This is a genomic window from Pseudomonas sp. WP18 (assembly GCF_036689585.1).
Classification (GTDB): domain Bacteria; phylum Pseudomonadota; class Gammaproteobacteria; order Pseudomonadales; family Pseudomonadaceae; genus Aquipseudomonas; species Aquipseudomonas chlororaphis_E.
Genome location: NZ_CP144758.1, coordinates 436,928 through 457,958, shown reverse-complemented (window position 1 = coordinate 457,958; position 21,031 = coordinate 436,928). Strand labels below are relative to the sequence as shown.

Below are 21,031 nucleotides of genomic sequence, written 5' to 3'. Positions count from 1 at the left end.
CGTTTGTTTTTAGCCTGATGACGAAGGAGTTGACTCATGCGCGACAAGCCGGCAAAGGATTCCATGCCCGCCCCTGCCAGCTTCATCAACGCCCAGAGCGCGGTCACCGGCTTGCGTGGCAGGGACTTGCTGTCCACCTTGCGCAGCGTGGCCGCCCACGGTCTGCGCAACCCGGTGCACAGCGCCCGGCATGCGTTGCGGCTGGGCGGCCAGCTGGGACGCGTGTTGCTGGGTGAAACCCTGCACGCCGCCAACCCCAACGACCCGCGCTTCGCCGATCCCACCTGGCAGCTCAATCCGTTCTATCGGCGCAGCCTGCAGGCGTACCTGAGCTGGCAAAAACAGGTCAAGAGCTGGATCGACGAGAGCACCATGGACCCGGATGACCAGGCTCGCGCCCACTTCGCCTTCGCCCTGCTCAACGACGCCGTGTCGCCGTCCAATACCTTGCTCAACCCGCTGGCGGTCAAGGAACTGTTCAACTCCGGCGGCAGCAGCCTGGTCCGCGGGATCAGCCACCTGGTGGACGACCTGCTGCACAACGACGGTTTGCCACGGCAAAGCACGCCCCACGCCTTCGAGGTCGGCAAGACCCTGGCCACCACGCCCGGCTCGGTGGTGTTTCGCAACGACCTGCTGGAACTGATCCAGTACCGGCCCATGAGCGAAAAACAGTACGCCAAGCCGTTGCTGATCGTGCCGCCGCAGATCAACAAGTTCTACATCTTCGACCTGAGCCCCTCCAACAGCTTCGTCCAGTACGCCCTGAAGAACGGCTTGCAGGTGTTCATCATCAGTTGGCGCAACCCCGACGTCCGCCACCGGGAATGGGGGCTGTCCAGCTACGTCGAGGCCACGGAAGAAGCCATGAACGTCTGCCGGGCCATCACCGGCGCCCGCGAGGTCAACCTGATGGGTGCCTGCGCCGGCGGCATGACCATCGCCGCCCTGCAAGGCCACCTGCAAGCCAAGCGCCAGCTGCGCCGGGTCGCCAGTGCCACCTACCTGGTGAGCCTGCTGGATAGCCAGATGGACAGCCCGGCCGCGCTGTTCATCGACGAGCAAACCCTCGAAGCCGCGAAGCGCCGCTCCTACCAGAGGGGCATCCTCGACGGTCGTGACATGGCCCGGGTGTTCGCCTGGATGCGCCCCAACGACCTGATCTGGAGCTATTTCATCAACAACTACCTGCTGGGCAAGGAGCCGCCGGCGTTCGACATCCTCTACTGGAACAACGACCACACCCGGCTGCCGGCGGCCTACCACGGCGACCTGCTGGACTTCTTCAAGCACAACCCGCTGACCCATCCCGGCGGCCTGGAGGTGTGCGGCACGCCCATCGACCTGCAGAAAGTGACGGTGGACAGCTTCAGCGTCGGCGGAATAAACGACCACATCACGCCATGGGATGCGGTGTACCGCTCGACCCTGCTGCTGGGGGGCGACCGACGCTTCGTGCTGTCCAACAGCGGCCACGTCCAGAGCATCCTCAACCCACCGGGTAACCCCAAGGCCAACTACATCGAGAGCCCGAAACTGAGCAGCGATCCCCGGGCCTGGTACTACGACGCCCAGCACGTCGAAGGCAGCTGGTGGACGCAATGGCTGGGCTGGATCCAGGAACGCTCCGGCGCCCAGCGCGAAACCCTGATGACCCTGGGCAACGCGAACTATCCGCCCCTGGAGGCGGCCCCCGGTACCTATGTCCGCGTGCGCTGAGGCCCCAACGCCACGGCCGACCAATGGCCGTGGCACGACTTGATCAATTAAGAAGACCGGATGAAAACCCGCGACCGCATCCTTGAATGCGCCCTGCAATTGTTCAACGAAAAGGGCGAGCCGAACGTTTCCACCCTGGAAGTGGCCAATGAAATGGGCATCAGCCCCGGCAACCTCTACTACCATTTCCACGGCAAGGAGCCACTGGTCCTCGGCCTGTTCGAGCGATTCCAGGGTGAACTGGCGCCGCTGCTGGACCCACCGGCACAAGTGCGGTTGGCACCGGAGGACTACTGGCTGTTCCTGCACCTGATCGTCGAGCGCCTGGCCCAGTACCGGTTCCTGTTCCAGGACCTGTCGAACCTGGCCGGGCGCCTGCCGAAACTGGCCAAGGGCATCCGCCAGTTGCTCAACGCCCTCAAGCGCACCCTCGCGTCGCTGCTGGCGCAACTGAAGGCCCAGGGACTGCTGGTCAGCGATACCCAGGCCCTGGGGCAACTGGTGGAGCAGATCACCATGACCTTGCTGTTCTCGCTGGATTACCAACGCATTCTCGCTCGCGAGGGCGAGGTCCGGCTGGTGGTCTACCAGATCATGATGCTGGTGGCGGCGCACTTGCTGCCGCAGGTGAAAGCCGCCACCGAACAGTTGGCGCTCCAATACCTGGAAGACCACGATTAGCAACCTGTGGGAGCGGGCTTGCTCGCGAATGCGGTGCGGCATTCAGCATCGATGCTGGCTGATCCATCGAATTCGCGGGCAAGCCCGCTCCCACATTGGATGGGTGGCAACGCAAACAAAAACGCCCGACCTTCACAGGCCGGGCGTTTTGATTTGCCCTGTAAATCAGGACTGACTGGTAGGCGTCGTTGGAGCCGGCGCTGGCGTCGGGTTGGCCACCGGAGCCGGTGCCGAGGCGGAGTTCGCCGTGCTCGCCACAGGGGCTGGCTTGGCGGCCGCCGTCGGTGCCTTGGGGGCTGCGGCTTTCGGTGCGGCTGGTTTTTTCACGGCAGGTTTCTTCGCCGCCGCGGGTTTGGTCGCAGGCTTGGCGGCCGGCTTCGCGGCTGTCTTGGTGGCAGCAGGTTTGGCCGCTGCGGTTTTCGCCGCCGGCTTGGCCGCTGGCTTGGCTGGAGCCTTTGCCGCGGTGGTCTTGGCCGCTACCGGTTTAGCCGCAGCCTTGGCAGCAGGCTTGGCCGCCGCGGTTTTCGCCGCTGGTTTGGCCGCCGGCTTGGCAGCGGTTTTGGCCGCGGCCTTGACCAGAGGCTTGGCCGCTGTCTTGCTGGCCGGCTTGGCCGCAGCAGTCTTGCTCGCCGCAGGCTTGGCTGCCACCGGGGTCACCTTGGCACCGGTGAGTTTTTCGATCTGCTTGGTCAGGGTGTCGACCTTGCTGTGCAACGCCTTCACTTCATTGCGGCTTGGTACACCCAGACGGGAGATCGCGCTGTTCAGGCGCTTGTCGAAAGCCCCTTCCAGTTCGTCCCACTTGCCCAGTGCCCGATCCTTCACGCCGCCGATGCGCGACTTGGCGGACTCGGCAGAGCCCTTGGCGGCATCGACCTGCTTGCTGACCGCCGTCTTGGTGAGTTTTTCGGCCTTCTCGCCGTCCTTTACCAGGGACTCGAAGAGTTTGCTGCCGTCAGAGTCGATCTTCGAGTACACGCCTAAACCAGCCAGCCAGATTTTGCGGGAGTACTTTTCAATCGTCCCGGCCCACGAGCTGCCTTCTTTTTCTGTGCTTTTTTTACCAGCCATCCCGTTCTCCTTAATGTTTACGCGCAACACGCTCGAGCAATGCCGTCAGCTCATCGAGCTTGACAGAGAGTGCCTCAACGTCATGTTTAGACGGAATGCCGATACGATTCAAGGCACTTGCAACACGAGCATCAAATACCTTTTCTACTTTATCGAGCTGAACTTCAACCCTGGCCTTGAACGTATTAACGTCGGACTTGACTTCCATCAACTCACTGTTGGCGGCTTCAAGTTTTCCGGCAACGCTCTTTTTGCCTTTGGTTTCAACAACTTCGCCAGCCTTGATCAATTCCTGGAAGTATTCGCTGCCTTCCTGTCCAACCTTCGCGTAGGCGCCCAGGCCAGCCAGCCAGATCTTGCGCGCGTACGTTTTCACGTCGCTTAGCGTGGAAGATTCAACGTCGGTTTTTTTCTTCAGGACAACTTTGGCCATGGTGCACCTCACTCGCAGATGGGTTTGAGGAACTGCCCGCACACGGACGGGCTCAGGCACAAAGTAGTGACAATAATTAGAAAGGGCACCCTAACAACTGACACAGAGTGGGCGATGATTGACCACGGGTGGGAGCGGGCTTGCTCGCGAATGCGGTGGATCAGTCAACATCAATACTGAATGTCATACCGCATTCGCGAGCAAGCCCGCTCCCACAGCGTTTGGTGGTGAACTTGAGGCGGTATCCTCCTTGCGATCAATCAGGCCAACGCTTTATCCAGCGCCTTTTCAATCTCAGTCTTGATCGTCCCGCTCATCGCCGACATCAACATGCCCAGTTCCACGTCGATACGGATCGAGTCCTCACCGACCAGCACTTCGCCCTTGACCCCGGAGCGCTTGAGTTTGAGCGTGTCACCGACCCATTGCGGCTCCAGGCCGTAGCTCTCGGACAACTTCTGCGCCATCTTGTCGGCCTTGGCACGGGCCGCTTCCTTGCCCAGGTCATGGGCACGTTCAACAGTAATACGGGCCATCGGGTGACTCCTGTTTTATCGGGACTTGCCTGAACGTTTCAGACCCTGGCTGCGTCAAAACGTCCTGGCGGTGGCTCATCTTACCTTCAGCCTTGCCAAGACAAAGCCCTCCACCGGGATTAGAATGTCCCGCATTCTTTTTTGGTGACAGCGATATGACTGACCCGCGCAAAGGCAGCGATGCCGAACCCACCACTCACTTCGGCTTCAAGAACGTGCCGGAAAGCCAGAAGGCGGAAAAAGTCGCTGAGGTTTTCCACTCGGTGGCCGCCAAGTATGACTTGATGAACGACCTGCTCTCGGGCGGCATGCACCGCCTGTGGAAGCGCTTTGCGATCGAACTGTCGGGCGTGCGCAGCGGCAACCGCGTGCTGGACATCGCGGGCGGCACCGGCGACCTGACGAAGAAGTTCTCTCATATCGTCGGGCCGACCGGCCAGGTGGTGCTCGCCGACATCAACGAATCCATGCTCAAGGTCGGCCGTGACCGCCTGCTGGACCTGGGGGTGGCCGGCAATGTCGAGTTCGTCCAGGCCGACGCCGAGAAGCTGCCATTCCCGGACAACCACTTCGACTGCGTGACCATCGCCTTCGGCCTGCGCAACGTCACCCACAAGGAAGACGCCCTGCGCTCGATGCTGCGGGTGCTCAAGCCCGGCGGACGCCTGCTGGTGCTGGAGTTCTCCAAGCCGACCAACGCGCTGATGTCCAAGGCCTACGACGCCTACTCGTTCGCCTTCATGCCGCTGATGGGCAAGCTGATCACCAACGACTCGGAAAGCTATCGCTACCTGGCCGAATCGATCCGCATGCACCCCAACCAGGAAACCCTGAAGTCGATGATGGTGGACGCCGGCTTCGACCGCGTGACCTACCACAACATGACGGCCGGCATCGTCGCCCTGCACCGCGGTATCAAGCCCTGATGCTGCTCACCGGCCTGCTCGCCAGCGTCGAACTCGGTATCAACCGCGTCCTGCGCCTGGACAGCACGGCGCTCGCGCGCCTGGCGCCCTTGAGCGGCAAGGTGATTGCCGTCGACTGCCGCAGCCCGGCGCTGCAACTGTTCCTCCTGCCCAGCGACGAAGGCCTGATGCTCGCCGCGCACTGGGAAGCCGAGGCGGACTGTACGCTGCGGGCCCCGGCGTCGAGCCTGTTGAGCCTGGCCTTGAGCAAGGACAAGACCGCGGTCCTGCACCGCCCCGACGTCGAGCTCGACGGCGACAGCGGCGTGCTGCTGGAGCTGGCGGCGGTCCTCCAGGACCTGGAGCTGGACTGGGAGTATGAAGTGTCCCGATGGCTCGGCCCGGTGGCCACCCCACTGCTCGGCGGCCACCTGCGCAGCCGCGCCCGCTGGTACCGCCAAGGGTTCGCCAGCCTGGGACAGAACCTGAGCGAGTACCTGGCCGAGGAATCGCGTACGCTCGTCGGCCAACGCGAAGCCCAGGCCCGCTTTAATGAACTGGACCAGGTCAAGCTTGACCTGGAACGACTCGAGGCGCGTTTCGAGCGCCTTTCCCGATCCCTTGAAACCAAGCGATAACGCATGAAGCTGCTTGCCGTCCGCCGTTTGTTGCGCATCCAGCGCGTCGTGATTCGCTACCGCCTCGATGACCTGCTGTTCGCCCTGCCGTTGCCCTGGTTTCTCCTGGCGCTGCGCTTCGTGCTGCCGTGGCGCTGGCTGCCCCGGCGCACCCTGGACCTGAGTCGCGGCGCACGCCTGCGCCTGGCCTTGCAGGACCTGGGGCCGATCTTCATCAAGTTCGGGCAGATCCTCTCGACCCGTCGCGACCTGTTGCCCGAAGACATCGCCGATGAGCTGATGCTGCTGCAAGACCGCGTGCCGCCGTTCGACTCCAAGGTGTCGGTGGCACTGATCGAAGGGCAGTTGGGCAAGCAGATCAGCGAAGTCTTCAGCCGCTTCGACGTCGAGCCCCTGGCCTCGGCCTCCGTGGCCCAGGTGCACGCCGCGCAACTCAAGAGCGGCGAAGAAGTGGTGGTCAAGGTGATCCGCCCGGGCCTCAAGCCGATCATCGCCCAGGACCTGGCGTGGCTGTTCATCCTCGCCCGCGCCGCCGAGCGGCTGTCGGCCGATGCACGCCTGCTGCACCCGGTGGACGTGGTCCAGGACTACGAGAAAACCATCTACGACGAACTCGACCTGCTACGCGAGGCGGCCAACGCCAGCCAGTTGCGCCGCAACTTCGAAGGCTCGCCCCTGCTCTACGTGCCGCAAGTCTACTGGGACTGGTGCCGGCCGAAAGTGCTGGTGATGGAGCGCATCTACGGCATTCAGGTCACCGACCTGGCGACCCTGGCCGACCAGCGCACCGACATGAAGATGCTCGCCGAACGCGGCGTGGAAATTTTCTTCACCCAGGTGTTCCGCGACAGTTTCTTCCACGCCGACATGCACCCGGGCAACATCTTCGTCAGCACCGTGCAGCCGTGGAGCCCACAGTACATTGCCATCGACTGCGGCATCGTCGGCAGCCTCACCCCGGAAGACCAGGACTACCTGGCCCGCAACCTGTTCGCCTTCTTCAAGCGCGACTACCGTCGGGTAGCCCAGTTGCACATCGACTCTGGCTGGGTGCCGGCCGAGACCAAGCTCAACGAATTCGAAGCGGCGATCCGCACCGTGTGCGAACCGATCTTCGAAAAACCGTTAAAGGATATTTCCTTCGGCCAGGTGCTGATGCGCCTGTTCCAGACCGCACGCCGCTTCAACATGGAAGTCCAGCCGCAACTGGTGCTGCTGCAAAAGACCCTGCTGAACATCGAAGGCCTCGGTCGCCAGCTGTACCCGGACCTGGACCTATGGAACACCGCCCAGCCCTTCCTCGAACGCTGGATGCGCGAGCGCGTCAGCCCGCGCACCTTGCTGGGCAACGTGCAGAGCCAGTTCGAGCAGATCCCGCACCTGGCCAACATGACCCGCGACCTGCTGGAACGCATGTCCCAGCCCCATGCCCAGGATCCGCCACCGCCTTGGCACAAACGCAAGGACGACTGGTTCCTGCGCCTGCTCGGCGCGGCCCACCTGGGCGGTGGCGCGGTGCTGGCCAGCGGCGGGCCGTTGAGCCAACTGGGCCACTGGCCGGCCGGTGTCATGGTTGCGGTGGGTCTGTATCTGGTCGTTCGCCGATAGCCAGCACCGGTTCGCACTGGCACACTGTTTCAACGCTGGGCCCGCCGACGCCAAGTGCGCGGCCCATTGTCGGAGTCGAAGATGAAAAACTGGCAGGACGAGATCAAGTGGGACGCTGACGGCCTGGTGCCGGCCATCGCCCAGGATCACAAGACCGGGCGCGTATTGATGATGGCCTGGATGAACCGCGAGGCGTTGTCCCTGACCGCCGCCGAGAACCGCGCCATCTATTGGTCACGTTCGCGTGGCAAGCTGTGGCGCAAGGGTGAAGAGTCCGGGCATGTCCAGCACCTGCATGAGATGCGCCTGGACTGCGACGGCGACGTCATCATCCTGATGGTCGAACAGGTCGGCGAGATCGCCTGCCACACCGGCCGTCAAAGCTGCTTCTATCGCGTCTTCGAGAACGGCGACTGGAAAACCGTCGACCCGGTGCTCAAGGACCCGCATGCCATTTATTCAGGACATCCCCATGAGTGATACCCTGACCCGCCTGGCCCAGGTGCTGGAAGAGCGCAAGGGCGCCGCGGCCGACAGCTCCTATGTCGCCAGCCTGTACCACAAGGGTTTGAACAAGATTCTGGAAAAAGTCGGCGAAGAGTCGGTCGAGACCATCATCGCCGCCAAGGACGCCGCCATCAGCGGTGACTGCAGCGACGTGATCTACGAGACCGCCGACCTGTGGTTCCACAGCCTGGTCATGCTGGCCCAACTGGGGCAGCATCCACAGGCCGTACTGGATGAACTGGACCGTCGCTTCGGTCTGTCCGGGCATGTCGAGAAAGCCTCGCGTCCGTCCGCCTGATCAACTCTTGAGAGGAATAGCCACATGGGTATTTTTGACTGGAAACACTGGATCGTCATCCTGGTCGTCGTGGTGCTGGTGTTCGGCACCAAGAAGCTGAAGAACCTCGGCACCGATGTCGGCGAGTCGATCAAGGGCTTTCGCAAGGCCATGAACGATGACGAAAAACCCGCCGACCCGAGCGCGGCACCGGCCCAACCGGTTCCACCGGCCCAACCTGTCCATCCCCAGGCGACCCAGCCTGTGAGTGCGCCGCACACCATCGACGTGCAGGCCCAGAAAGTCGAAGAGCCGACCCGCAAAGACTCGTGAGCACTGACTAATGTTTGGGATCAGCTTCACTGAACTGCTGCTCGTCGGCCTCGTTGCCCTGCTGGTCCTGGGCCCCGAGCGCCTGCCGGGTGCTGCGCGCACCGCCGGTCTGTGGATCGGGCGCCTGAAGCGCAGCTTCAACGCGATCAAACAGGAAGTTGAACGTGAAATCGGTGCCGACGACATCCGTCGGCAACTGCACAACGAACACATCCTGTCCCTGGAGCAGGAAGCGCGCAAAATCCTCACGCCGACCCAGCAGGAGCCGACGCCGGTCGCCCCTGCGGTCGAGCCGACGATTGCCCCGCAAGCGCCGGCGACCGATTCGTTGCAGGCACCGGCCGAACCAGCCAAACCAGTGGAGCCGGCCCCGACGGCCACGCCCCCAGCCGCTCCCAACGACCCTACATTGCCGCCGCGAGCCCCATGAGCAATATCCCAGAGCATGACCAGCCGATGCCGCTGGTATCGCACCTCACCGAGCTGCGCACGCGCCTGCTGCGTTGCGTCGCGGCGGTCTTCATTATCTTTGCCGGGCTGTTCGCCTTCACCCAGCAGATCTACACCTTCGTCTCCACGCCGCTGCGCCAGTACCTGCCGGCCGGCGCGACGATGATCGCCACCGACGTGTCGTCACCGTTCCTGACGCCCCTGAAGCTGACGATGATGGTCTCGCTGTTCCTGGCGATCCCAGTGATCCTGCACCAGATCTGGGGCTTCATTGCGCCCGGCCTGTACAAGCACGAAAAACGCATCGCCGTGCCGCTACTGGTGTCCAGCATCCTGCTGTTCTACACCGGCATGGCCTTCGCCTATTTCCTGGTGTTCCCGCTGATCTTCAAGTTCTTCGCCGCCGCCACTCCGGCGGGCGTGGAGATGATGACCGACATCACCAGCTACCTGGATTTCGTCATGACGCTGTTCTTCGCCTTCGGCGTGGCGTTCGAAATCCCCGTGGCGGTGGTGCTGCTGGTGTGGATCGGCGTCGTTGACGTCGAGTACCTGAAGAAGATCCGTCCGTACGTGATCATCGGCTGCTTCGTGGTCGGCATGATCCTGACCCCGCCGGACATCTTTTCCCAGACCCTGCTGGCCGTGCCGATGTGGTTGCTGTTCGAGATCGGCGTGCTGTTCGGCGGCCTGGTGCGCAAGCGCAGCGAACACCCGGAAGACGAGACGGTTGACGACCACAACGACCAACCGCCTGCGACCCAAGCGTGAACCTGTTGCTGCTCGAAGAGGCTGACTTCATCGGGCCGGACCGGGTGATCCTGAGTGATCGCCGGCTGACCCACATGCAGGAAGTCCACCGCAGCGCCGTCGGCGACAGCCTGCGGGTCGGGCGCCTCGGCGGCTTGATGGGCACGGCTCAGGTACTGCGCCTGGAAGCCCGCGAGGCCGAGCTGCAGGTGAGCCTCGACCAGCCGCCGCCGGCCAAGCTGCCGTTGACGCTGGTGCTGGCCCTGCCCCGCCCCAAGATGCTCCGGCGGGTGTTCCAGACCGTCGCCACCATGGGTGTACCGCGGGTGGTGCTGGTCAACAGCTACCGGGTGGAAAAGAGCTTCTGGCAGACGCCGTTCCTCGAACCCGAGGCCATTCGCGAGCAATTGATCCTCGGCCTGGAGCAGGCCCGGGACAGCGTGCTGCCGGAGATCATCATCGAAAAACGCTTCAAGCCCTTCGTCGAAGACCGTCTGCCAGCCATCACCCAAGGCACCCTCGGCCTGGTGGGCCACCCGGGCAACCATCCGCCCTGCCCTCGGGCGCTGACGGAGGCGGTGACACTGGCCATCGGCCCGGAGGGTGGCTGGATCCCCTACGAGATCGACCTGCTGAGCAAGGCAGGCCTGCAACCGGTGCAGTTGGGCGAGCGGATCCTTCGGGTCGAGACCGCGGTCACGGCGCTGCTTGCACGGCTGTTCTGATGCCCTGCGGTTGATTGACGTCCTGTGGCGAGCCCCGCCACAAGCCCCACACGCTTAAGTTCGTCAGCGTCATGGCTACAGATCCCACCCGAGCCGCCGATACAGCGCCCACAAGTCCAATTCAACGCTCCAAGGGAGTATCAGCATGTTCCGATGGCTTGCCCAGGGTCTGGGAAACGTAAGCGTTAATCGCAAACTCGGTGCAGGCTTCGGCCTGGTGCTGTTTCTCACAGTGATGATCGCGTTCACCGGCTGGTCCGGCCTGGGCAATGTCATCAGCCGGGGCGACAAGCTGGGGTTCATCGCCAGTCTCAACGACTTGAGCCAGGACCTGAATCTGGCAAGCATCGAGTACAACACCACACGCGGCGAGAAAGGACCACAACCGGTCAACGACCTGCTTGGCCGACTCGAAGCCGGGCTCAATACCGCTCGCCAGTTGATTGAACAACCGGCCGATGTGGCGCTGATCGATAAACAACTGGCCGCCGTCACGGAATACAAAGGCGCCTTTGCCCAGATGACCCGCGCCACCGTCAGCCGCGAAGATGCCCGCAGCAAGCTGGGCGCCAACGCCGACAATGCCGTGGCCCGCGTCGCCGACGTTGAAAAGGCGCTGCTGCAATCGGGCGATATCTCGTCCTTCAACAGCATCGTGACCCTGAGTAAAGCGGTCCAGCAAGCGCGTTATCAGGTGCGCGGTTATACCTACAGCGGTAAGAGCGATGCCCAGCAACCCGCCCTCGAGGCCATCGATAACGTACTCAAGCTGCTGGCTCGTTTGCCCGAGCAGTTGCCTGAGGAATATCAGGCCAACCTGCAACAGGCCAACGACTCGTTCAACCTCTATCGCGCGGCTGTCAGCCAGTTCCGAGACTCGCAGATCGACAACGCCGCGGCGCTCCAGCGCATGACCGAGCAAGGCCAGGTGTTGATGGACGCCAGCCAGAAACTGACCGTCTCCCAGACCGCCGTGCGTGACCGTGACGCCGCCCAGGCCAAGACCGTCCTGATCGTCGCCGCCGCGCTGGCGCTGCTGTTGGGTGTGGTCGCCGCTTTGTTCATCACCCGTCAGATCGTCGGCCCTCTCGGCCAGACCTTGACGGTGGCCGAACGCGTAGCCGCTGGCGACCTGACCTATAACCTCACCTCAGATCGGCGCGACGAACTGGGCCAACTGCAACGCGCCATGCACAGCATGACCGTGGGCCTGCGCCAGTTGATCGGTGGCATCGGCGAAGGCGTCACGCAGATCGCCAGCGCCGCCGAACAACTCTCCGCCGTCACCGAACAGACCAGTGCCGGGGTCAACAGCCAGAAGGTGGAAACCGACCAGGTCGCCACCGCCATGCATGAAATGACCGCCACGGTGCAGGAAGTGGCACGTAATGCCGAGGAAGCGTCCGAAGCCGCCGTCGCCGCCGACCAGCAGGCCCGCGAGGGTGAGCGGGTGGTGAGCGAAGCCATCTCCCAGATCGAACGCCTGGCACTCGAAGTGGGTAACTCCACCGCGGCGATGGGCGACCTCAAGCGCGAAAGCGACAAGATCGGCAGCGTGCTCGACGTGATCAAGTCCGTGGCCCAGCAAACCAACCTGCTGGCCCTCAACGCCGCCATCGAGGCCGCCCGTGCCGGCGAGGCGGGCCGTGGCTTCGCCGTGGTGGCCGATGAAGTCCGCAGCCTGGCCCAGCGCACCCAGAAGTCCACCGAAGAGATCGAAGAGCTGATCCTGGGCCTGCAGAACGGCACCCAACAGGTCGCCACGATCATGGACAACAGCCGCGGCCTGACCGACAGCAGCGTCGAACTGACGCGCCGCGCCGGCGGTTCCCTGGAAAACATCACCCGCACCGTCTCGGCGATCCAGTCGATGAACCAACAGATCGCTGCGGCCGCCGAACAGCAGAGCGCCACGGCCGAGGAGATCAACCGCAGCGTGCTGAATGTGCGCGACGTCTCCGAACAAACCTCGGCCGCCAGCGAAGAAACCGCCACCTCCAGCGCCGAGCTGGCCCGCCTGGGCGTTCACTTGCAGACGTTGGTGGGTCGGTTCAAGGTCTAGCACCGGCAACAGCCAGGGCGGGGCACGGATTGCTTCGCCCTGGAAATACGCCGGCCTATTTCCTACAGATCGCTCGTCTATGGTCGATACTCTCCTCATAAGGCCTATAAAACGGTTCGAGGGGAGTATCAACATGTTCAGTTGGCTGACCGAGAAGCTGGGAAATGTAAGCGTCAATCGCAAACTGGGCGTCGGTTTTGGCCTGGTGCTGTTCATGACCCTCCTGAGCACCCTCGCCGGCTGGAACAGCCTGAGCAGCGTGATCAGCCGCGCAGACAAGCAGGCCTCCATCTCCAGCCTCAACGAGTTGGCCAAGGACCTTCGAGTCGCCCGCCTCGACTACGAGATGCGTCGCGGCGAACAAGGGCCGGCAGCCGTGAGCGACTACCTGGCCAAGCTTCAAGGGAGCCTCCAGGCGGCCCTCGATCGATTCGTGCGACCAGCGGACCGCGACCTGCTCAACCAACAGTTGGCCAACCTCGACGAATACAAGCGCGCTTTTGCCGACATGACCCAGGCGACGCAGGATCGCGAGTCGGCCCGATCCAAGTTGGGCGCCAACGCCGACAATGCCGTGGCCAAGGTTACTGAAGTCGAGAACGCCTTGCACCAAGGCGATAGCATTGCCCCGTTCAACGACGTGGTCGAGTTGAGCAAGCTGATCCAGCAGGCCCGCTACCAGGTCCGCGGCTACACCTACAGCGGCAAGGCCGATGCCGAACAGCCGGCGTTGGACGCCATCGACAACGTCCTGAAAAACCTGGAAGGCTTGCCAGGCAAACTGCCGGAGCAACACACCGCCAACCTGCAACAGGCCACCGAATCGATGAAAGCCTATCGCGCGGCGGTCAGCCAGTTCCGCGATTCCCAGGTCGCCACCGCCTCGGCTCTGAAGAAAATGACACAAGAGGAGACCCGCCTGAATGACCTGAGCAATCAGTTGACGACCTCGCAGACCGAGAAACGCAATGAAGAAACGGCCAGCGCAAAAAGCACGCTGATCATCGTCACCGTACTGGCGCTGGCGTTTGGCCTGCTGGCCGCCTGGCTCATCACCCGGCAGATCGTCGTGCCGCTGCAACAGACCCTGGTGGCACTGGAACGGGTGGCCTCCGGCGACCTGAGCCAGAACCTCGAGGTTCGTCGCCGCGATGAGATGGGGCAGTTGCAAAGCAGCCTGCAACGGATGGTGGTCAGCCTGCGGCAACTGATCGGCGGCATCGGCGAAGGCGTCACGCAGATCGCCAGCGCCGCCGAACAACTCTCCGCCGTCACCGAACAGACCAGCGCCGGGGTCAACAACCAGAAAGTGGAAACCGATCAGGTCGCCACCGCCATGCACGAAATGACTGCCACGGTGCAGGAAGTGGCACGTAATGCCGAGGAAGCGTCCGAAGCCGCCGTCGCCGCCGACCAGCAGGCCCGCGAGGGTGAGCGGGTGGTGGGCGAAGCCATCGCGCAGATCGAACGCCTGGCCGAGGAAGTCGGCCACTCCACCACCGCCATGAGCGACCTCAAGCGCGAAAGCGACAAGATCGGCAGCGTGCTCGACGTGATCAAGTCCGTGGCCCAGCAAACCAACCTGCTGGCCCTCAACGCCGCCATTGAGGCCGCCCGCGCCGGTGAGGCCGGACGTGGCTTCGCGGTAGTGGCCGATGAAGTCCGCAGCCTGGCCCAACGCACCCAGAAGTCCACCGAGGAAATCGAGGAACTGATCCTGGGCCTGCAGAACGGCACCCAACAGGTCGCCACGATCATGGACAACAGCCGCGGCCTGACCGACAGCAGCGTCGAACTGACACGCCGTGCTGGCGGTTCGTTGGAAAACATCACCCGTACCGTCTCGGCGATCCAGTCGATGAACCAACAGATCGCCGCGGCCGCCGAGCAGCAAAGCGCCACGGCCGAGGAGATCAACCGTAGCGTGCTGAATGTGCGGGATGTGTCGGAGCAGACTTCTGCGGCCAGTGAAGAGACTGCGGCTTCGAGTGCTGAACTGGCGCGGTTGGGGGTGCATTTGCAGACGTTGGTGGGGCGGTTCAGGGTTTAGCTTGATCTTGTTGGTGGTGCTCCCTGGGTGGTGCTCTCTGGGTGGTGTGTATATCCGTTGCTGCGGTTACGGCCGCTGGCGGTTCCGCCCTTACGGCGGGTCACTTTTGGATAAGGCGCCAAAAGTAACCAAAAGCGCCTTGCCCCACCACTGGGCACCTCGCTTAGGCGAGGTGTTCCCTCACTCCGGCATTGCTCCGTGGGCCCGCCGCGAAGGGCCATCCATGGCCCAGCGCGGCTATCCCGGCATCCATGCCGGGATACCCACTACGCAATGCCTGCGTTCGGCCCTTGTGGTTGATGGGGCCCCAAGATCAAAAGCAGGATCAAAAGCAAAAGCGAGGCGGCTTAACAGCCGGCTTGCGAGCCAGCTCTGGTCCCATAGCGGGCCCAGCCAATATCCAGGCCAACAATCCGTCAGCTCGAGGCTACGCAGCCTTGCGCCATTGCCTACAGCTACGCCAGAATCCGCCGGCTTGTGCGTCTCGGCCCCCCAGGCCTAATGTCTGCGGGTCGCTATCGGCTTAGCGATCGGGTTTAGCAGCCTGGACAATCCTAGACGTGCGCTCTCCACATGCGTGAGCAGGCTTCGGTGCCTACTCATTTATGTCATGGCGGTTGTGCGTGGGAGACTTTCGAGTCTGCCGGGTTCTAGGGTCCCGGTCTGCTAACCCGCGTACAGTCGCCACCCTTCTCGTTTAGCAGCGATGTCTGGCGACTCCATTACCCTAGGAGCGTCAAGCATGTACAAGGTCACACCTAACCCACCAGAACCAGAAACCGATACCAAAAAACTTCAGGAAGCCACTGATCGTGCGCTCGATGACTACCTGAACCCAAAACAGACCAAGCCCGAGGACGAACAGACTTCGGGCCAGTTATTTACTGTCGTTGACGGCGTCGATACTGAGAGCATGCTGGCCAACCTAAGCGAAACCCTGGCTTCAGCGAATACCATGATCAACAACCTTGCATTCGACCTGGATGGTTCGCGGCGTCATTTTGCCCTAGGCATTCAGCAACTGATTGAGCTGGGCGGTTTGTTGACGAATCGAATGCTGGACGAACTCAATACACAACCTTGAGCGCACCTAAAACGTGGCGAAGCAGCTTGCTCCCGCTCGACCGCGCAGTGGACGTCAATAAAAAAAGGGGCGGCTGCGCCACCCAGCGGGAGCAAGCTCCCTCGCCACGGGCAGCCTGTTTCCATACCAAAGCCGTTGCCGTTGGCTTTGGCTTTGGCTTTGGCTTTGGCTTTGGCTTTGGCTTTGGCTTTGGCTTTGGCTTTGGCTTTGGCTTTGGCTTTGGATCTTGATCTTGATCTTGATCTTGAGCGCCCCATTAACCACAAGGGCCGAACGCAGGCATTGCGTAGTGGGCAACCCGGCATGGATGCCGGGTTAGCCGCGCTGGGCCATGGATGGCCCTTCGCGGCGGGCCCACGGAGCAATGCCGGAGTGAGGGAACACCTCGCCTAAGCGAGGTGCCCAGTGGTGGGGCAAGAGCGTTTTGCTTACTTTTGCGCTTTTCAAAAGTAAGCCGCCGTAAGGGCGGAACCCCAAGCCGCCGTAACCGCAGCAACGGATATCCCCCAAATACCCAGACCAACAAAAAGCCCCGAATCTTTGCAGAAGCGGGGCTTTTTGCGGATCAGGCCAATTGAGGCTGCGTGCTCAACGGCTGAAGCGGTAGCAACGGCGCATGAGGATCGGCCTTCACCGATGCACGCCACGCTGCCAGCCACTCCGGATGAGCCTCGCTCCAAACCTGCTGATGCAGGCGGGACAGGGCCACCGGGTCGCTCAACAGTGCCAGGCGCTCGCCGTTGTTCAGCCCCGACGGGCCGACCTTGAGGGCATGGCGCACGCGTTCGACTCGCAGCCACTCGATCGGCTCGGCCTTGCCGTGCCGCGAGGTGGCCAGCGCATAGGCCAGGGCGTTCTGTTGTGGATCGACCACCGCCCGGATGAAGCCGTCGTTCAGCGCGTGCCAACGGTTTTCATGGGTGTACTGGTCAGTCGACACCAGTTCCTGTGGCGGCGCGTATTCCTCAGGGATCAGGAACAGGTTTTCGTCACGGGACTTCAGGCCCAGGCCGACGCGGCTGGAGATCACCGACACCGGGATCGACAGCATCAGCGAACCGACGATCGGCACCAGCCACCACAGGAAGCTCGGGTTCAGCCAGATCACCAGCAAGGCCCAGAAGAAGCCCAGCAGGGTTTGCGGGCCGTGGCGCTTGACCGCTTCGCTCCACGGCGTGGAATCGTCGTCACGCTTGGGCGAGTTCCAGGTCGCGGCCCAGCCAAGGAACGCGGCGAGCACGAAACGGGTGTGGAAGATCATCCGCACCGGCGCCAGCAGCATGGAGAACAGCATCTCCAGCAGCATCGACAAGGTCACCTTGAACTTGCCACCAAACTCTTTCGCGCCCTTGGCCCAGATCAGCACGATGCTCAGCAGCTTGGGCAGGAACAACAGCACGATGGTGGTCGAGAACAGGGCGATGGCCTTGTCCGGATGCCACTGCGGCCACAGCGGATAGAGCTGGCGCGGTTCGAGGAAGTACTGCGGCTCCATCAGCGTGTTCACCGCCAGCAGCGCGGTGGACAGCACCAGGAAGAAGAACCACAGCGGCGCCGACAGGTACGACATCACGCCGGTCAGGAACACCGCACGGTGCACCGGGTGCATGCCCTTGACCAGGAACAGCCGGAAGTTCATCAGGTTGCCGTGGCACCAGCGACGGTCACGCTTGAGTTCGTCCAGCAGGTTCGGCGGCAACTCTTCGTAGCTGCCTGGCAGGTCATAGGCAATCCAGACGCCCCAGCCGGCACGACGCATCAACGCGGCTTCGACGAAGTCGTGGGACAGGATCGCCCCGGCGAACGCGCCTTTACCGGGCAGTGGCGCCAGGGCGCAGTGCTCGATGAACGGCTTCATGCGGATGATCGCATTATGGCCCCAGTAGTGGGATTCGCCCAGCTGCCAGAAGTGCAGGCCGGCCGTGAACAGCGGACCGTACACCCGGGTGGCGAACTGCTGCATGCGCGCATACAGCGTGTCCATGCCCGAGGCCTTCGGCGCGGTCTGGATGATGCCGGCGTCCGGCGTCGCTTCCATCAGGCGCACAAGGCTGGTCAGGCACTCGCCGCTCATGACGCTGTCGGCGTCGAGCACGACCATGTACTTGTAGTCACTGCCCCAGCGACGGCAGAAGTCGTCGAGGTTACCGCTCTTGCGCTTCACGCGACGGCGACGGCGACGGTAGAAAATCTTGCCGAAGCCCCCGGCTTCACGGCAGACGTCCAGCCAGGCCTGCTGCTCGGCGACACAGATATCGGTTTCGTTACTGTCGCTGAGCACGAAGAAGTCGAAGCGGTCCAGGTCGCCGGTGGCGGCCACCGACTCGAAGGTCGCGCGCAAGCCGGCGAAAACCCGCGGCACGTCTTCGTTGCAGATCGGCATCACCAGGGCGGTGCGGGCGTCCTTGGGAATCGGCTCGTTGCCGGCACTGGCACCGGAGATACGGTACTTGTCGTGGCCGGTGAGCAGCTCAAGAAAGCCCATCAATGCGGTCCAGAAACCCGCCGACACCCAGCAGAACAGGATCCCGAACAGGATCAGGATGCTGGTTTGCAGGGCATACGGCAGCACCTGCGTAGCGGTCTGGGACAGCGGTTGATGCAGGACTTCGTCCAGGTCCACCAACGACCAGCCCTGGTACGGCATGATGCCTTTCATGTACCAGCCGGCGACGATGGTCTGGCCGAGCATCAGGATCAGCAGGATATAACGACGGATCGACCCCACCGTACGCCAACGGGCGTGTGGCAGCACACGCTCGTCCTTGGGCGGCTTCGGCGGGTTGGTCCGGCCGGTCAGGCGCCGCCAGCCGCGCACCAGGATGTTGGTGCGCCAGGGTTCCGGCACGACCTTGGTCCGACGAATCGGCGGCGTCGCCTTGAGGCACACCCGGCCGCTGGCGTCGAGCCCCAGCATTTCGGCGTCGGCAAGCTCCTCGGCGGTGCTCAGGGTCAAGCGACGACCCACCGAAGCCTGCGCCGCCTCTTCAGGGGCGTCGAACGTCGACGACGAAAGGCGCTCGTGCAGTTCGCTGAAGGACTTGCAGCCCGCCAGTTCGGCGCGCTGCTCGTCGGTCATGGGCAAATGAGCCAGGTACTCGCTGAGTGACTCTGGCTTGACTGGCGTATTACTCATCGGCTGGCAACTGATAGCTCCAGGTCTCGGTCAGGACTTGTTCAGTCGCTTCCGGTTCCTGCGGGGTTGGGGTCGCTTCAACGGCAGCGGAAGCAGACTTGACGGCCTTGGTTTCCTCCTGCCCTTTTTCCTTGGCGGTTTCTTTTTCGCTCTGCTGCCTGGCGACCTTGTCAGCCTTGGCCAGCGTCGTGGTGACGGTGTGCGCCGCGGCCGGCGCCTCGACAGGCGTCAACGGACGTACCAGCGCTGCGCGCATCTCGGTGGCCTGCTTGGCGTCCTTGATCTTCATGCGCAGGGTCAGGCGCCAGCCCTTGGTTTCCGGGTTGTAACGCACGCTGTTCTCGACGATCTCGGCGTTGTCGCCGACGCTGACCTGGCTACGCACCTCGGCGTCTTCCGGCAGGGCCTGCAACGAAGGACCTTCGAAATCCACCAGGTAGGCCACGCTGCCATCCGGCTGGCGGATCAGGTTGGATTGCTTCACGTCACCGGTGGAACGCAGGGTCTGCTTGACCCAGGCGCTGTCCGGCGAATGCAGGCTGGCTTCGTCGAGGGTCCAGTGCAGGCGGTAGCTGAAGTCCAGCGGTTGGCCGGGCTCAGGCAGTTTTTCCGGGCTCCAGAACGCAACGATGTTGTCGTTGGTTTCGTCGGCGGTGGGGATTTCCACCAGGTCGACAGTGCCCTTGCCCCAATCGCCTTTCGGCTCGATCCAGGCACTTGGACGCTTGTCGTAGCGGTCATCCAGGTCTTCGTAGTGGCTGAAATCGCGGCCACGTTGCAACAGGCCGAAACCGCGTGGGTTCTCCACCGAGAAATTGCTCACGGCCAGGTGTTTCGGGTTGTTCAGCGGACGCCAGATCCACTCGCCGTTGCCGGCATGGATCGACAGGCCGCTGGAGTCGTGCAGCTCGCGACGGTAGTTGAGCACCTTGGACGGCTGGTTGGCGCCGAACAGGTACATGCTGGTCAACGGGGCAACGCCCAGCTTGGTCACGCGATCACGCAGGAACATGCGCGACTTCACGTCGACCACGGTGTCGGTGCCCGGACGCAGGGTCAGGCGGTAGGCACCCGTGGCCCGTGGCGAATCCAGCAGGGCAAAGATCACCAGGTGCTTGTCGGTCGGTTTCGGGCGCTGGATCCAGAACTCGCGAAAGCGCGGGAATTCTTCACCGGAAGGCAGTGCCGTGTCGATGGCCATGCCACGGGCGGACAAGCCATAGACCTGGCCCTTGCCGATGACGCGGAAGTAGCTCGCGCCCAGCATGGTCATGATTTCGTCTTGCTTGTCGGCCTTGTTGATCGGGTACAGCACGCGGAAACCCGCATAGCCCAACTGCTCGGTGGCCTTTGGATCGAATTTGACATCGCCGAAATCGAAGCGCGAAGGATCGTATTTGATCTCTTCGACGTTCGTGGCGGTGATTTCGTTGATTTTCACCGGCGTGTCGAAATGCATGCCCTGGTGATAGAACGACAGCCGGAACGGCGTCTTCTGGTCGGCCCATTCGGCTTTTTCGGTGCGGAAACGGATTTTTTGATAGTCAGCGAATTTCATTTCGCGGAATTCGTTCGGCAGATTGCTGCGCGGGGCTTCATATTTTTGCCCGGCCAGTTCTTGAGCCTTCGCCGATACATCATCCAGGCTGAATGCCCACAGTTGGCCCGCGCCGAACAGGCACAACAGGGCCGAGCCCGCTACCAGAGCGTTTCTAAACCGTTTGGCAGACATTTTTGGTGCATTACAGGGACTAACAATCACGAGCAACCCTCGCCGAAAACAGATCAAAAAACCAACGGCCAGATAAAGTATCTGCTGGGTATCGGCTTTGAAAAAACCGACCTCGCGGACCACTCCTGCCAAGTTGGCGAGCATTGTTCCGACTCCGATGGAAGAAAATGATTCCCCAAACGGTCCAGGACAAGTCTCTACCTAAGTCAAATGGACCAGCGAATGCCGGTCCCCCGTAGCGCGCGATTATCTAGTAGGCCGCGTGACAACGCATCAGGGGCAACAAAGTATTTATCGAGAAAACTCCTAGTTTTTCCTGGAAAAAGGCCTGAAA

The 21,031-nt window shown here is 62.5% G+C and carries 20 protein-coding genes; 15 read left to right on the top strand and 5 right to left on the bottom strand.

Annotated features, from left to right (window positions below; genetic code table 11):
• The first annotated feature begins 36 nt into the window (after positions 1–36).
• Together phaC and V5F23_RS01975 are read left to right on the top strand one after the other, a co-directional pair.
• The gene (gene phaC, locus V5F23_RS01980) at positions 37–1,719 is read left to right on the top strand and encodes a class II poly(R)-hydroxyalkanoic acid synthase (protein ID WP_042730511.1); all 1,683 of its coding nucleotides are present in this window, start codon (positions 37–39) and stop codon (positions 1,717–1,719) included.
• Between the two features lie 60 nt (positions 1,720–1,779).
• Complete coding sequence (locus V5F23_RS01975) at positions 1,780–2,400, top strand: TetR/AcrR family transcriptional regulator (protein ID WP_042730512.1); 621 nt, start codon at positions 1,780–1,782, stop codon at positions 2,398–2,400.
• A 165-nt stretch (positions 2,401–2,565) separates the two neighbouring features.
• Here the strand turns inward: V5F23_RS01975 and V5F23_RS01970 are convergent, their stop codons facing one another.
• The 3 genes from V5F23_RS01970 to V5F23_RS01960 all read right to left on the bottom strand — a co-directional run bounded on the left by V5F23_RS01970 (position 2,566) and on the right by V5F23_RS01960 (position 4,440).
• On the bottom strand, positions 2,566–3,471 hold the full coding sequence (locus tag V5F23_RS01970) for a phasin family protein (RefSeq protein WP_042730513.1): 906 nt from the start codon (positions 3,469–3,471) through the stop codon (positions 2,566–2,568).
• Between the two features lie 10 nt (positions 3,472–3,481).
• Entirely contained in the window at positions 3,482–3,904 is a 423-nt protein-coding gene (locus V5F23_RS01965) for a phasin family protein (protein WP_047736138.1), read from the bottom strand.
• A 260-nt stretch (positions 3,905–4,164) separates the two neighbouring features.
• Entirely contained in the window at positions 4,165–4,440 is a 276-nt protein-coding gene (locus V5F23_RS01960; RefSeq protein WP_338497425.1) for a polyhydroxyalkanoic acid system family protein, read from the bottom strand.
• A 155-nt stretch (positions 4,441–4,595) separates the two neighbouring features.
• On the opposite strand from V5F23_RS01960, the gene ubiE reads away from it, so the two are divergent.
• From ubiE to V5F23_RS01895, 13 genes are all read left to right on the top strand, one after another.
• A complete protein-coding gene (ubiE, locus tag V5F23_RS01955) occupies positions 4,596–5,366 on the top strand; it encodes a bifunctional demethylmenaquinone methyltransferase/2-methoxy-6-polyprenyl-1,4-benzoquinol methylase UbiE (RefSeq protein ID WP_042730516.1) in 771 nt (256 codons plus the stop codon).
• Positions 5,366–5,983: an SCP2 sterol-binding domain-containing protein gene (locus tag V5F23_RS01950; RefSeq protein WP_123579403.1), complete on the top strand. Its 618-nt coding sequence runs from the start codon at positions 5,366–5,368 to the stop codon at positions 5,981–5,983. Before ubiE ends, V5F23_RS01950 begins: the two co-directional genes overlap by 1 nt.
• A gap of 3 nt (positions 5,984–5,986) precedes the next feature.
• Positions 5,987–7,591 carry a ubiquinone biosynthesis regulatory protein kinase UbiB gene (ubiB, locus tag V5F23_RS01945; protein ID WP_338497422.1) on the top strand — a complete coding sequence of 535 codons (1,605 nt, stop codon included), beginning with the start codon at positions 5,987–5,989 and terminating at the stop codon, positions 7,589–7,591.
• Between the two features lie 81 nt (positions 7,592–7,672).
• Positions 7,673–8,071, top strand: coding sequence for a phosphoribosyl-AMP cyclohydrolase (hisI, locus tag V5F23_RS01940; protein ID WP_042730518.1), 399 nt, complete (start codon positions 7,673–7,675; stop codon positions 8,069–8,071).
• Positions 8,064–8,396, top strand: coding sequence for a phosphoribosyl-ATP diphosphatase (locus V5F23_RS01935; RefSeq protein WP_003186671.1), 333 nt, complete (start codon positions 8,064–8,066; stop codon positions 8,394–8,396). Before hisI ends, V5F23_RS01935 begins: the two co-directional genes overlap by 8 nt.
• A 24-nt stretch (positions 8,397–8,420) precedes the next feature.
• Positions 8,421–8,708: a twin-arginine translocase TatA/TatE family subunit gene (locus tag V5F23_RS01930; protein ID WP_042730519.1), complete on the top strand. Its 288-nt coding sequence runs from the start codon at positions 8,421–8,423 to the stop codon at positions 8,706–8,708.
• A 10-nt stretch (positions 8,709–8,718) separates the two neighbouring features.
• Positions 8,719–9,138 (top strand): Sec-independent protein translocase protein TatB, encoded by a 420-nt coding sequence (gene tatB, locus V5F23_RS01925; RefSeq protein ID WP_338497416.1) that lies wholly within the window; start codon positions 8,719–8,721, stop codon positions 9,136–9,138.
• Positions 9,135–9,929: a twin-arginine translocase subunit TatC gene (gene tatC / locus V5F23_RS01920; RefSeq protein ID WP_042730521.1), complete on the top strand. Its 795-nt coding sequence runs from the start codon at positions 9,135–9,137 to the stop codon at positions 9,927–9,929. The genes tatB and tatC overlap by 4 nt, the downstream gene beginning before the upstream one ends.
• Entirely contained in the window at positions 9,926–10,633 is a 708-nt protein-coding gene (locus tag V5F23_RS01915; RefSeq protein ID WP_338497414.1) for a 16S rRNA (uracil(1498)-N(3))-methyltransferase, read from the top strand. The genes tatC and V5F23_RS01915 overlap by 4 nt, the downstream gene beginning before the upstream one ends.
• A gap of 145 nt (positions 10,634–10,778) precedes the next feature.
• Positions 10,779–12,695 (top strand): methyl-accepting chemotaxis protein, encoded by a 1,917-nt coding sequence (locus tag V5F23_RS01910; protein ID WP_338497412.1) that lies wholly within the window; start codon positions 10,779–10,781, stop codon positions 12,693–12,695.
• Positions 12,696–12,828: 133 nt separating this feature from the next.
• Positions 12,829–14,745, top strand: a complete 1,917-nt coding sequence (locus tag V5F23_RS01905; protein WP_338497410.1) for a methyl-accepting chemotaxis protein — start codon at positions 12,829–12,831, stop codon at positions 14,743–14,745.
• 742 nt (positions 14,746–15,487) lie between these two features.
• Complete coding sequence (locus V5F23_RS01900) at positions 15,488–15,829, top strand: DUF6124 family protein (RefSeq protein WP_123579398.1); 342 nt, start codon at positions 15,488–15,490, stop codon at positions 15,827–15,829.
• Between the two features lie 47 nt (positions 15,830–15,876).
• Positions 15,877–16,059: a hypothetical protein gene (locus V5F23_RS01895; RefSeq protein WP_338497409.1), complete on the top strand. Its 183-nt coding sequence runs from the start codon at positions 15,877–15,879 to the stop codon at positions 16,057–16,059.
• Between the two features lie 335 nt (positions 16,060–16,394).
• On the opposite strand, the gene mdoH is transcribed toward V5F23_RS01895, so the two are convergent.
• A complete protein-coding gene (gene mdoH / locus V5F23_RS01890) occupies positions 16,395–18,965 on the bottom strand; it encodes a glucans biosynthesis glucosyltransferase MdoH (protein ID WP_212803296.1) in 2,571 nt (856 codons plus the stop codon).
• Positions 18,958–20,697, bottom strand: coding sequence for a glucan biosynthesis protein G (locus tag V5F23_RS01885; RefSeq protein ID WP_244868258.1), 1,740 nt, complete (start codon positions 20,695–20,697; stop codon positions 18,958–18,960). Before V5F23_RS01885 ends, mdoH begins: the two co-directional genes overlap by 8 nt.
• Between the last annotated feature and the right edge of the window lie 334 nt (positions 20,698–21,031).